Raw genomic sequence first — 12,761 nt, forward strand, 5'->3', positions numbered from 1 at the left:
AGAGTCAATAATTTTACCCTAAGCTATCTATTCCTCTTAATTCATAAGGATCCATTTACTGTTGAGAGCATTGGCCCCGAGTAAGATTTCCGTTGGTATCATAACATTCTACCCAGCCAGAACCGCCAACACAAATATGACCGGAACAAGCAACAGCACCACCTCCATCACATTCGGAGGAAATAGAACAAGCATTGGCCTCAACCCCTGAAAGGAAGAGGATTCCCACAAAGAATAGCATTGCTTTTTTCATATAAATTTTGCTTTAAAGTGGAACATTAGATTAACAACTTTAAAATAAGTTACCACACACACACACACACAATATCCCAGTAAAAAATTTAACAAATTTTAACAATTTAAAGCAGCTATTAAAAATATTTGAAATAGCTGAAAGTTTTTTCAACTCACCACCATCCCTGCCCCCAGCGCCGTCCCCAATGCAAAGTCCGTAGTTTCAATGCTGATTCCGGGCAGCTTATACCTGAGCATCTCCACAAAAATCGGATTGGCGTTGAATCCTCCGTCGATATAGAGTTTTTGGGCTTTAGTACCTTTTAGCACAAGTTGGAGGGAGGCTACTTGCAGATCAGTGAGTTCATGGATAAAGCTATAATAGGCATCTTCAAAATCTGCAAAACCTTTCCAGTCCGTTTCATTAGCTTGTGAAATTCCAAAGACCTCAGGCTTCAGATATTCAAACCTGAACCGTTTGTGGGTTTTCGATCTGGCTTTATCGTACCGCTCCTTTTCAAAAGATAATGCTTTGTAGTATCCTTTTTCCAGTTGGAAATGCACATAGAGTTTTTCGATCTGCACCTTATGCTCTTCTCCTATAAATAGCCTGCTGATTTTGATGGGTCTTCCTTCCCTGCTGAGAAAGTGCAGGCAGTCCTTGCGGAGTTCGTCCAAAGTCAATGGGGTATCATTAAAGGGATTGATGCTGATGGCCCAAGTACCTGTGGACAAAAGGGCAAATGATTCGGTATTGCTGGTCAGATAAGGCAATAAAGCGGCGGAGGAATCATGTACTCCCACGCCTATACTCATGCTGTGCTGGTCAAAGGTCTTGGGAAAACTGGTCGTAGTGTCCACCACCTCTGGTAATATTTTGTCTATCCCTTCGGCTTTGACCCAGTGATGATATTCTCCTTTGGCAAAATCCCATAAGCCTGTATGACAGCCTATGCTCGTATATTCTGATACTGCTTTTCCCGTAAAAAGAAATGAAAAGTACTGGGGAAGGTGAAGGCTGCGGTGGATTTTCTTAAAGATTTCCGGTTTGGCGTACTTCAACCAGTACAGCTGCAGACCGGAATTCAACATGCCCAAGGCAGGAGAAGAGGTTTCCTGGCTGAACTTTTCAGCTGGACCGTATTTGGAATAAAACTGTTCTAAAATATTCTCCGGATACTTTTTCAGGTAATTGTACAGGGGTGCGACCGGATTTCCCATTTGGTCAATATGCACAAAAGAAGCCCCGTAGGTGGTGAAATTGAGTTTGACGATAAGAAACTGTGGCAGGTCCAAAGCTTCTTTCAAGGTTTGTCTGACCCATTGGGTCAATGCCTGAATGGATTCACAATCTTCACCGTCTTCATCCTGTATATAATCCAGGCGATGATACACCTTATAGACTTCCTTCAATTCCTGGTCAAAGAGAAAGAACTTCTTATTGGTCTTTCCAATATCAAATATGGCAGTTACTTTGATGGGTTCCATGTTACAATCCGCTGGCTTTACTGTCTTTGCCTCTTTCTTTGATCAGCGTTTCCCTGACTTTCAGTTCCCGATAGCTATGAATGGGGGTAATGGCCCCTCCGCTTTGGCGGATAGATTCTCTTACCAAAGGTCTGATGTCAGTTCTAAATGCCTCCTGTAGGATTTCCTGAGCTAAGGCCACATCATGTGAAGCTTGTGCAGCATGCAGGGCATTTTGATCCACGATCAAAGCTTGGGCATAAGCCAGTTTGATGGCTTCTCCGGATTGCAACAAGTCCTCCAAAGGATCTTTCAGGTTGTGGCTGGCATCAATCATCCAAGCTGGGGCAGGATTGGAAGTTTCTTTGAAACCAGCTACCAGTTCATTGAAAATCAGGAAGAGTTGGTAAGGTTTGATGCTGCCCACAGTCAGGTCATCGTCACCGTATTTGGAGTCGTTAAAGTGAAAGCCTCCCAATTTGCCCTCTGTCATCAAGGTGGCAACAATCTGCTCGATATTGGTATTAGGCAGGTGATGGCCCAGATCCACTAAAGAATAAGCCTTTTCTCCCAGTTTATTGGCCAACAAAAAGGAGGTGCCCCAGTCTTGGATCACTGTGCTATAAAAATAAGGCTCATAAGGTTTGTACTCTACCAGCATTTTCCAATCTGAAGGGAGTTCTTTGTAAATTTCCTGTAAAGACTCATAGGTGTTTTGAAGGGCTTTGCGAAAACTCTGTTGGCCGGGAAAGGATGACCCATCCGCCAACCAAACCGTCAGGGCTTTTGAACCTAGTTTTTCTCCTATTCGGATTACTTCTTTATTGTGTTCAATCGCCAGTTCACGGATGTATTTGTCATTATTGGCCAGAGAGCCGAATTTATAGGACAGGTTTTGGTCTGCCTGATCCTGAAAGGTGTTGGAATTGACCGCATCAAAACCGATTCCCACATCTGAAGCTGCTTGGAGGATAGCATCATAGTCTTGGGGAATGTCCCAGGGAATATGCAGGGAAACTGCGTTGCTGGATCGGTTTAATGCATGTAGGATGCCGATATCCTGGATTTTTTGGATTAAAGTAGCGGGTTCTCCACCTCCTGAGAAACGTCCAAAGCGTGTACCTCCGGTGCCCAAAGCCCAAGAAGGGATGGCAATCTGGAAGTCTTGCAGTCTTTTTATCAATTGCTCTACATCAAGGCCTTTTTTCTCCAGGTTTTCAGCGAGGAAGTTGAATTCCCTGGCATGGGAGATTTCTCTGGTTTTATTGGTTGATTGGATATGGTCGGAGGTTATTTTCATATTTTTAAGCCACAAAAGCGCAAAGGCACGAAGTGAAATAGTTTATTGTTTTTTATAGCCACTAAGACACGAAGGCACAAAGTGGATTATGGTTTTTGTTTTTTGCCACAAAGACACCAAGTTACGAAGTGGATCATGGTTATTGATTTTTACCACTAAGACACCAAGGCACTAAGTGGGTTCTGTTTTAATTTGAATTTAAGGAATAATTTGGAAGAATGCCTTTCCTTGTCATTTCGAACGAAGAGAGAAATCTAATTCTTCAAAAGCAAATAGACCTCTGCTTCATCGAGGTGACAAGGACAGCGGATTAACATTAGCTAGCCTATTTTTGATGGATAGCTACTGGTAATTTTTTTCCCCTTTGTTCCTTAGTGTCTTTGTGGCTATTACTCTTAGCGCCTTTCCGCCTTCGGGTGAGACTTAAAATGACAAGGCTAACGGTTTAACAATAGCTGACCTATAACTGATGTATAGCTAATTGCTTTAACCCTTCTTTGTGTCTTTGTGCCTTTGTGGCCATAATTCTTTCCATCGTCTTACCTCACAAATGCCGCAGCCACGCCCCCATCCACATTCAAGATATTCCCTGTGGACTTGGACAGTAAGCCGCTGACAAAAGCGAATACGCCATTGGCCAGATCCTTGGTGCTGATGATTTCGTTCATCAAGGTACGCTTGGCATAGTAAGCAGGTAGCTCTTCTACACTTACTCCATAAGCTTTGGCCCTTCCCTCGGCCCATTTGCCTTCCCAGATTTTTGAGCCTTCGATTACTGCGTCGGGGTTGACCACATTGACCCGGATTTTATCGGGGCCAAGTTCTGCAGCCAATAACCTGGACATGTGGATTTGGGCAGCTTTGGCAGTGCCGTAAGCCACATTGTTTGGTCCGGATACCAATGCGTTTTTGGAAGCAATATTGATGATGTCACCTCCCATTCCCTGTGCCCTCAGGATGGCTACACCTGCTTGGGATACCTTGAATTGTCCTTTGACCAGCACATCATTGAGCAAATCCCAGTCAGCTTCTGTGGTGTCTGCCAAGGATTTGCTGATGGCCAATCCGGCGGAGTTGACGATGATGTCAACTCCGCCGAAGGCCAGACAGGCTTCCTTATAGGCTTGAGCAATTGTATCATTGTCCAGCACATCGAGTTTGACGGCGATGGCGGCATCTTTTCCAAAATCTTTTCTGGCATTGGCCAGGCGGTCCTCGTCTATATCAGAAATGACTACACAGGCATCCTCTGCTGCGAATTTATCTGCGATGGCCTTACCAATTCCTCCCGCACTTCCGGTGATCAAAGCAACTTTTCTGGAAAGCGCTTTTTCTTTGGGCATGCGTTGGAGTTTGGCTTCTTCGAGCAACCAATACTCAATATCAAAAGCTTCCTGAAGCGGTAATGAGACATATTCAGAAACCGCCTCTGCTCCCCGCATCACGTTGATGGCGTTGATATAAAATTCGGAAGCCACACGGGAAGTCTGTTTGTCTTTGGCATAGGAAAACATCCCTACTCCCGGCCAAAGAATAATGACCGGATTAGGGTCACGCATGGCCGGGCTGTTGGAGCGCTTGTGCTTTTCGTAATAATCTTTATAAGCTGCCCTGTATTTTTCAAAAAGTTGTCCGATATGGGCTTTTACCGCAGCCATATCCGACAAATCCTGATCCGCAGGCAAATCCAATACCAACGGGGCAATTTTCGTCCTTAAAAAATGGTCCGGACAGGAGGTGCCCAATGGAGCCAGTTTGTCAAGGTCATGGGAGTTAATAAACTGCAACACCGTCTCCGAATCATTGAAAGTGCCCACCATGCGGTTATAGCTCGAAGCCAAACCACGCAATAAGGGAGCGATTTTGGCTGCCTGATTTTTTCTTTGAGCAGGATCAAGTGCTTTCACTTTCTCCCCTCCAAAAACAGGTCTCTTTTTACCGTAATTGGCTTCGAGGTATGCTGAAGCTTTTTCGATCACCTCCAAACTATTGATATAACATTCATAGGAAGTATCTCCCCAGGTGAACAGGCCATGTCCGCCCAGCATGATCCCCTGTATTCCCGGGTTCGCCTCCAATGCATCGCGCAACTTCAGGCCCAGGTCAAAACCCGGTCTTTGCCAAGGTACCCAGGCTATCTGCCCTTCAAAGAGCTCCTGGGTTATTTTCTCCCCATCTTTGGATGCCGCAATGGCAATGGCCGCATCCGGATGCAGGTGATCAATATGTTTGAAAGGTAAAAAAGCATGTAACGGGGTATCTATGGAAGGGGCCTTGGAGTCCAGGTCGTAGATGCAGTGGTTGAAAAGTCCCACCATCTCGTCTTCGTGTTCAATACCACGGTAAATCCCTTCCAAGGAGCGCAACTTATCTACATACAAACCTGCCAGGCCGGATTTGGTTAAGGTGCCGATATCTCCACCGGAACCTTTTACCCACATGACTTCCACGTCTTTTCCCGTCAGAGGATCTTTTTCTGTGGTTTTACAAGAGGTGTTACCTCCGCCATAATTGGTAATCCTAAGGTCAGCACCTAAAATGTTGGATCTGTAAATCAAGAGTGCGACTTCATCATTGCCCAAGGTGGCGGCTTTTTCTTCGTCCCAGAGGTAGGAAACGTGCTTATAGGTTTGGACCATGGTTATTTTAGTTTGTCTTAGTTCAAATGTAAGGGTAGTTAATTTTTTAATTATCCTGCTCTATGCTGTAGAAGTTAGGGTAGTCAGGGAATTTGAATGTCCGGATTTTCTTTCTCGGTGGATGATGGAATTATTTTTATTTTTGATTGGAAGTTACGAAAATCTTGTACTTTTCGGAAAAGAAATTACTTTTAGGGTGTTAATTTTTGATCCGATGAAACTTCATTTGGCGATTGAAGAAAATTCCAGTGTTCCAAAATACATTCAGATTGTAAAGGCAGTAAAAAGCCTATTGACCCAAGGAAAGCTCCGATATGGGGATAAAATCCCATCAATTAATTTATTGAGCGCAGATTATTCTCTTTCCAGAGATACCGTCGAGAAAGCCTATCGTATTTTAAAAAAACAAGGGATTATCGAGTCGGTTAAAGGCAAAGGATATTACATCAGCCATCATTCGGATCTGGCCAAGTACAAGATATTGTTACTTTTCAATAAGTTATCCGCCTACAAACAAGTGGTTTATAATGCCCTGGTGACAGCATTGAAAGACCGGGCGGATATTTCATTTCATGTTTTTCATTGCGAATTTTCACTCTTTAAAAAGTATCTGGAGCAGTTTAGTGGACAGATGGATTATTATATAATCATGCCACACTTCAAAAAAGATCAGGAATCCATGGCTGCCGAAATGATCAAAAATCTTCCTCAGGAAAAATTGATCCTTTTGGACAAGTGTCTTCCTTTTTGTGAGGGTGTTTTTGGAAGTGTTTACCAAGAATTCAAGGAGGATATCTACCAAGCATTGGTCAAATTGTCCGGAAAGCTGACTAAATATCACAAACTTTATCTTGCCTTCCCTTCGAAAGCTTCTTATCCCTATCCTGCTGAAATTCTTCAGGGATTCAAAAAGTTTGCTGTTGAATTCCAAAAAGATTTTGAAGTAATAGAAGAGATTGGTTTAGATAAGCAACTGGTAAAAGGAGAGGCCTATATCGTGATTGAAGAAAATGATCTGGTCAATCTTATAAAAAAAGCAAATAAGACCAAAGGCCTTATTATCGGCAAGAATTTAGGGATTTTGTCCTATAATGAAACTCCCTTGAAAGAAGTCCTCCTAAAGGGTATTACGGTGATTTCCTCGGATTTCCCTGCTATGGGTAAACTCACCGCTGAGATGATCTTGAGGAAAGAAGGAAAAATGATCAAAAATGAGTTTAAGGTCATTGAAAGGGCGTCTTTGTAGACTTTACAATGAAACCTCGCATATAGGAGGTTTCATTGTAAAATAGAAATTTGACCTCTTTAGGGTCGTTGTTTTATACAACCCGTCTTTTAATAATATAGTTATGATCCCGATGGGGTCAATAAGCCGACCTAAAAAACAAAAATCTGAATCAACTTTATCCCTTCCATGTAACTCCAGTTTCTTTCCAACTTTTGGAGGCTGCGGAATCCAGCACTGCCTGACAGACTTTTTGGGTTTCAAAGGCATCCTGAAAGGTAGGGGTGCAAGGTTTTCCCGTCTGCAAGCTTAAGAAAAAGTCCGCTGCCTGATGGATAAAGGAATGCTCATAACCGATGGAGGTTCCCGGTATCCACCACCTGTTCATATAGGGTTGCTCCCCTTCCGTAATGTGGATCTTTCTCCATCCTCTAAGTCTTGACTCATCTTTATGGTCGAAAAACTCAAGCCAGTTCATGTCGTGGAGGTCCCAACGGATAGAGGCATGCTCCCCATTGATTTCAAAGGTGTACAAAGCCTTATGTCCCCGGGCATACCTTGTGGCCTCAAAGAGACCCAGCGACCCATTGTCAAAATGACAATGAAAGATACAGGCATCGTCAATGCCAACTTTTTGGACTTTGCCACTTCCCTGATGCACCCTTTCTTTGATGAAAGTTTCTGTCATCGCAGATACATCCCTGATGCCTCCGTTCAACCACATGGCGTTATCAATACAATGGGCCAGCAGATCGCCAGTTACCCCGGATCCTGCTGCATCCACATCCAATCTCCATAGGGCGTCCCCTCCTTGGGGAAGTTCGGGATTGATGGTCCAATCCTGCAAGAAATTGGCCCTGTAATGGAAAATTTTACCCAATTTTCCCGAGTCCACGAGTTGCTTCGCCATGGTGACAGCAGGGACCCTGCGGTAGTTGTACCAAACCGTATTTTTTACCCCAGCATTTTCCACCGCTTTGACCATGGCTTCACCTTCGTCTAAGGTTCTGGAAAGGGGTTTTTCGCAAAGGATCATCTTTCCGGCTTTGGCAGCAGCAATGGCAATTTCCGCATGGGTATCATTGGGGGTGCAGATATCCACGGCGTCAATATCATCCCTTGCGATAAGTTTTTTCCAGTCTGTTTCATAAGAAGCATAGCCCCATTGCTCAGCAAAAGCTTTGACTTTATCCTCCCTTCTGGCACAAACTGCCTGCAGGACAGGCATATATTCAAATTCGTGGAAGAAATCAGGTATTCTTTTGTAGGCATTGGTATGGATCCTGCCCATCAGTCCGGTGCCTATCAATCCTATTCGTATTGGTTTTTTATTGCTCATTTTTTTAGATTTTAGATGTGAGACATAAGATTTGAGACCAAAAAAGTGTTTTCCTTTAGTCTCTCATCTTGTTTCTTGCTTCTTGCTTCTTGTTTCAATAATGTTAACTATTCCATCCGTGTGCATCTCTGACCTTTATCAAGGCAGCGAGTATGTCATTCCAGGTTTGTTGTTTTTCCATGACGGCATTGGGAAACATACAGCCATCCCAACAAATGTGTTTCATGGCTTTGGTGAGATTTCCGTTTTCGTCTCTCAGCCAATACCCGGCATCATGGGTGATGTCTAACAATCCATTGGGATCGGTAGCCTGGCAGTGGCGACCTGTTTTGTCATGGGAGCCCGAACCGAAAACAGAACCATCATTCTGGGCGACATGAAAATCTATGGTCCAGGGCCGGAGGGCTGCAGTTACTGTTTTCAATGCAGATTTGATGGCTTCCCGGTCACTTTTATCAAAGTCAGCTGGAAGAATTCTATGCTCAGGTGCATTGTATCCAAGAGTGTACAAAAAGGTATGCGACATATCGGCCTGGAAGCCGATGTTTTTCCTGTCCACCATTTCCAGAAGCTGCACCATATATTTCCAGCTATGCATACCTCCCCAGCAGATTTCCCCTTCTGCGGCCAGTCTTTCACCGAAATCTGCAGCCACATCGCAGGCTTCCCGGAATGTCTGGGCAATCAATTTGCTGTTACCTGTTGGATCCTTTGCCCAATCAGACACTCCGGCTGCTGAATCAATCCTCACTATTCCGTAGGGCCTTACCCCCAATTCATTCAACCGTTTGGCTATGGCACAGGACTTCCTGACCATTTCGACAAAGGTCTTCCGCTGTTCTGCCGTTCCCATGGCCGAGCCGGCCCAAATGGGGGCTACAAGCGATCCAATATTGAGCTGGTATTTTGAAACCTTATCTGCGAGCTTTTTGATGTCATCGTCAGACATGTCAATGTTGAGGTGAGGATCAAGCAAACCGATATCTATACCGTCAAATTTTACTCCGTTTACCTCGGCGGCAGCGGTCATTTCCAATAAAGTATCGAATGGGATGACGGGTTCAGAATCCGGGCCTTTGCCTACTATACCTGGCCAGGTCGCATTATGGAGTTTGGGATAATTGTTTTGGGACATGGTTATTTTGGTTATGGATTATTAGTTGATTGAGTTATTTGGTATTTGTTATTAGTTGATTTAGCTATTGGTTAAATGGTCAAGGGACCCTGTTTTGATATTGGGATATTAAGATATTTGATAATGGTGCTGAAATTGGCCTTAAATTAATAGGACTGCAAAACACTTCAATCTTATCTCTTGGCTCTTACATTTTGTCTCTAACCTCTGGTATCTCGTCTCTAAACTCTCGCTTCTACTTCTCTACTTTCAAATCCGGATTATTGGGACCAAAGTGCTTCAGCATTACAATCGGATCTGTTTTAGACGGATTGCTGATCCTTACCCCCGCTTTGGCTGCTTTTTCAGAAACAAAGTATTCATCATGGGTAAGTTGTCCATAACGGATTAGGGCCGGGGTTTCGATATCCCATACGCCCATTTTGCCATGCCCTTGCATCATGATCAATCCATAGGCAGCATTGTCTCTGATGGTGACGGTCTGACCGGGCAAGACCGTAAGTTCTTTGGCACTGTAATCATGGGAACGGTAACAGATCCACTTTTCTATAAAACCTTCTGATTCCATCCATTCCTGTTCATAAACGGGTTTGGGAAGCATAAAGTGGTTGTCAAGGATATTAGGGTTGGTGTTCAGCTCCCAATCGATGACCTCCACCAAGAGATCATAGTCACCTATCCTGTCCTTTGGAGTTCCGTTCCAAAGCAATTCTTCCGGAATAATGGCTTCATTGACCAGAGACTGGTACATGGCGAAAATATCCGAAGCCTTCTGTGGTTCGTAGGTACAAAGGCTTCCCGGGGCATGTAGCATGCCCGGGGGCACATCCCATCCTGTTCCTGGCTCCAGCTTAAAAGCCTGGGAATAATTGGTGATTTTATTGTCCCCTTTGTGGAAATTCATCAGGCATTCTTTGATCTGCGATTTGGTGGTACCCGGGGCAATCCCAAAAAAGGTATAAGGAAAATCTCCTCCATGGTTATTGAGTTGTGGAGGAAAGTAGTAGGCTTCTGGTTTCCCCTTTTGACCTGTCATGGCCGCATATTCATCATTATGGTGAATGTGATGCGGCAATGGTCCCATATTGTCAAAAAACTTGGAGTACATGGGCCAGCTTTTATGTTCATTCCAAATCCTTTCCCCAATGATTTCACCTTTGAGCTCGTCAATGGCGTCTTTTAATAAAATGAGCTTTTTTTCGGCACCATCCTCCAATACAATATGGCTTAGGCCTTCATTTTTTCCGGTCAAGGGGCCATTTTGTGCGGGAGTAGTGGAAGCAAGCCATCTTTCATCAATGCCTCCCCGGGCTCCACCTAGGACATAATAATCATCAGGGTGCAGCTTTATCCTTCTACCGGGGACGCAAAATGATCTGGGTACCCAGGTCGGTGTCAATCGGAGAATTCCTTCTCCTTGTTCAAGTGCTTTTTTTGCCAAACTCATGTGTATGCGTGTTATTTTGGTTAAAGGTTTATTGTTTATTGATTTTCAATAGATTTTCCAGCTCATCTTTTTCTGTGATGACCTTGAGTTCAAGATCGTAGTTTCTCTTTTCCCCTGGGGCCAGCTCGATCAAAGTACCTTCACCCCTTGCTTTTGCCTGTCCAATCGGAGGGTTGGTTGCAGGTTCCAGAGCGGTGACATACTCACCTTTGCCCCAATGCTGCCAATTGATCAGCCATGGTAATTGGTGGGTATTGAATTTGATGGATAATCCAAGGCCCAACTTTTCGTTGACAAAACCACATACTGCTGTCCCATTTGTCTCGGTTTGAGGTATAATAAAAGCCACATCTTCCCCAAAACCGGCATGTTCTTCCATAGGCTCAGGACATTTTTTAAAATCATTGGAAGTGTTGAAAATCCTATTATTAGGATCCTTGTCCATGGATTCCCATTGGCCTTTCCAAATGATTGTTGAGTCTTTATCAATCAAAGGATAACCGCAATTTATATGGTACAAAAGCATATGCGGGGCAGGGGTATTTCCGAGATTGGTGATTTCGTCATGGATCTTGATGTGGTTCTCTCCAAGCATGCCAGAAATTGTTCTTTTTAATTCTAACTGAGGGCCAAATGTGGTAGTCTCTCTGATAAGCCCTGTCATATTCATTCCAAAATCACCATGCCTTAGATCCGGTTGCTTTATCGAGACAATCTCCGCAGTCAGGTTGCTGTAATTTCCATGAAGGCCTCTTGTTCCATATTGATCAGATTCAGGTCCCCCAATGTGGGAAAGTCCACAAGTGGTCAATAATCCACCTGCAAAAGTTCTCAGCCAATCAATGCCTTGATTGGAAAAAGGTTGGGGATGGACTACTCCAGCGTGACTGATCCATGCCAAACTACTGGCATTTAAAAAAGCATCTGCAATGTCCATTCCGCGGTCCAGGATGACTTTATACCTAAGCCCGCCCCCCGTATTGACCCAAGCAATCCTTGTCCCTTTACCTGGGCCATTATCCAATACAGAAGTCTCAATTCCCCCCAATTGGGAAGTGTTCGATACTTTATTTTTAGAAAAATAGATCAAAGGATTGGAGGAGTTTCCCATAGTTTATTTCTCTTTGATGAAAATGTTCTTAAAAGCTACTTGCATGGGCGGGCCCACATGAACCTGAAACCCAAGATGTCCTCCAAAACTTCGGTTAATAGGGTCTTCATCTATCACTTCACTCATCAAAACCCCATTCACATAATGCTTAAGCACATTGCCTTTGATTACCAAATGCATATGGTTCCAATCTTCTGCTTTGATTATGTTTTTCAAAGAATCGCGGTCTCCAAGTTCTTTGGTGAGTTCCAAACCGCGCCAGGCATTTCTTTCTACAAAGTCCCTGATTTCACCGGGAGGATCTTGGGGATTGATTTTGGTTTGCTGCCCCCTGTAAGCCAAAGTAGTCCTTTTTCTTTCCTCATAATTCTGTCCGGTGTAGGTGTTTTTTCCATCAATATCCGCCTGATAGCCTCTCAGTGCAAAAGGGACATCATCCAATCTTTCGCTTCTGTAGTTGATACCGGAATTTCCATTCTCCGTTATTTTGAAGTCAACCTTCAGTTCAAAATCGCCGGGTTTACCCCCTGTCCAAATCAAAAATGTATTTGACTTTAAATCAGATTCAGGGGTTAATTCTCCTATTAGAAAGCCATCTTCCACCCTCCAAATATCCGGATCACCTTCCCATCCGTTCAGACTTTTGCCATCAAAAATGGATACAAAGCCATCAACTTTCTCCTCCTGATTTGTATCAGAAGTTTTCTTTTGGCCACAAGCGGTAAAGCTGATTATGGCAAGAATGAACAGGTATTTTAAATCGCGAAAATCTTTCATAGTCTTTTTTTAAATAGAATCAAGTACCATTGACAGATTACAGGAACCGTCACTCTGATCCCGATGAATATATCGGGAGAAGTGTCT

Annotated in this window: 10 protein-coding genes; 1 reads left to right on the forward strand and 9 read right to left on the reverse strand. The window is 43.8% G+C overall.

Annotated elements, in window-relative coordinates:
• Window positions 1-55: 55 nt before the first annotated feature.
• The 4 genes from BC751_RS09945 to BC751_RS09960 all read right to left on the reverse strand — a co-directional run bounded on the left by BC751_RS09945 (window position 56) and on the right by BC751_RS09960 (window position 5,640).
• Window positions 56-253: a hypothetical protein gene (locus BC751_RS09945; protein ID WP_010609920.1), complete on the reverse strand. Its 198-nt coding sequence runs from the start codon at window positions 251-253 to the stop codon at window positions 56-58.
• A 149-nt stretch (window positions 254-402) separates the two neighbouring features.
• The gene (locus tag BC751_RS09950; RefSeq protein WP_130275401.1) at window positions 403-1,722 is read right to left on the reverse strand and encodes an FGGY-family carbohydrate kinase; all 1,320 of its coding nucleotides are present in this window, start codon (window positions 1,720-1,722) and stop codon (window positions 403-405) included.
• A 1-nt stretch (window position 1,723) separates the two neighbouring features.
• Window positions 1,724-3,001, reverse strand: coding sequence for a sugar isomerase (locus BC751_RS09955; protein ID WP_130275402.1), 1,278 nt, complete (start codon window positions 2,999-3,001; stop codon window positions 1,724-1,726).
• Window positions 3,002-3,540: 539 nt separating this feature from the next.
• On the reverse strand, window positions 3,541-5,640 hold the full coding sequence (locus BC751_RS09960; protein WP_130275403.1) for a bifunctional aldolase/short-chain dehydrogenase: 2,100 nt from the start codon (window positions 5,638-5,640) through the stop codon (window positions 3,541-3,543).
• Here BC751_RS09960 and BC751_RS09965 point away from each other — a divergent pair.
• Window positions 5,639-6,886 carry a GntR family transcriptional regulator gene (locus BC751_RS09965; protein WP_242617425.1) on the forward strand — a complete coding sequence of 416 codons (1,248 nt, stop codon included), beginning with the start codon at window positions 5,639-5,641 and terminating at the stop codon, window positions 6,884-6,886. The genes BC751_RS09960 and BC751_RS09965 overlap by 2 nt on opposite strands.
• Window positions 6,887-7,043: 157 nt before the next feature.
• Here the strand turns inward: BC751_RS09965 and BC751_RS09970 are convergent, their stop codons facing one another.
• From BC751_RS09970 to BC751_RS09990, 5 genes are all read right to left on the reverse strand, one after another.
• Window positions 7,044-8,204 (reverse strand): Gfo/Idh/MocA family protein, encoded by a 1,161-nt coding sequence (locus BC751_RS09970; RefSeq protein WP_130275404.1) that lies wholly within the window; start codon window positions 8,202-8,204, stop codon window positions 7,044-7,046.
• Window positions 8,205-8,307: 103 nt separating this feature from the next.
• Window positions 8,308-9,339, reverse strand: coding sequence for a sugar phosphate isomerase/epimerase family protein (locus tag BC751_RS09975; RefSeq protein WP_130275405.1), 1,032 nt, complete (start codon window positions 9,337-9,339; stop codon window positions 8,308-8,310).
• Window positions 9,340-9,574: 235 nt separating this feature from the next.
• The gene (locus BC751_RS09980; RefSeq protein WP_130275406.1) at window positions 9,575-10,786 is read right to left on the reverse strand and encodes a cupin domain-containing protein; all 1,212 of its coding nucleotides are present in this window, start codon (window positions 10,784-10,786) and stop codon (window positions 9,575-9,577) included.
• A 28-nt stretch (window positions 10,787-10,814) separates the two neighbouring features.
• A complete protein-coding gene (locus BC751_RS09985) occupies window positions 10,815-11,897 on the reverse strand; it encodes an aldose 1-epimerase family protein (protein ID WP_130275407.1) in 1,083 nt (360 codons plus the stop codon).
• Between the two features lie 3 nt (window positions 11,898-11,900).
• On the reverse strand, window positions 11,901-12,674 hold the full coding sequence (locus BC751_RS09990; protein WP_130275408.1) for a 3-keto-disaccharide hydrolase: 774 nt from the start codon (window positions 12,672-12,674) through the stop codon (window positions 11,901-11,903).
• Window positions 12,675-12,761 lie beyond the last annotated feature (87 nt).

Source organism: Cecembia calidifontis, assembly GCF_004216715.1.
Taxonomy (GTDB): Bacteria; Bacteroidota; Bacteroidia; order Cytophagales; family Cyclobacteriaceae; genus Cecembia_A; species Cecembia_A calidifontis.

Bases quoted from the DNA above. Each gene is read 5' to 3' on its own strand.
- BC751_RS09945 (WP_010609920.1), bottom strand. From the start codon at position 253: ATGAAAAAAGCAATGCTATTCTTTGTGGGAATCCTCTTCCTTTCAGGG.
- BC751_RS09970 (WP_130275404.1), bottom strand. From the start codon at position 8,204: ATGAGCAATAAAAAACCAATACGAATAGGATTGATAGGCACCGGACTG.
- BC751_RS09980 (WP_130275406.1), bottom strand. From the start codon at position 10,786: ATGAGTTTGGCAAAAAAAGCACTTGAACAAGGAGAAGGAATTCTCCGA.
- BC751_RS09975 (WP_130275405.1), bottom strand. From the start codon at position 9,339: ATGTCCCAAAACAATTATCCCAAACTCCATAATGCGACCTGGCCAGGT.
- BC751_RS09960 (WP_130275403.1), bottom strand. From the start codon at position 5,640: ATGGTCCAAACCTATAAGCACGTTTCCTACCTCTGGGACGAAGAAAAA.
- BC751_RS09985 (WP_130275407.1), bottom strand. From the start codon at position 11,897: ATGGGAAACTCCTCCAATCCTTTGATCTATTTTTCTAAAAATAAAGTA.
- BC751_RS09990 (WP_130275408.1), bottom strand. From the start codon at position 12,674: ATGAAAGATTTTCGCGATTTAAAATACCTGTTCATTCTTGCCATAATC.
- BC751_RS09950 (WP_130275401.1), bottom strand. From the start codon at position 1,722: ATGGAACCCATCAAAGTAACTGCCATATTTGATATTGGAAAGACCAAT.
- BC751_RS09965 (WP_242617425.1), top strand. From the start codon at position 5,639: ATGGTTATTTTAGTTTGTCTTAGTTCAAATGTAAGGGTAGTTAATTTT.
- BC751_RS09955 (WP_130275402.1), bottom strand. From the start codon at position 3,001: ATGAAAATAACCTCCGACCATATCCAATCAACCAATAAAACCAGAGAA.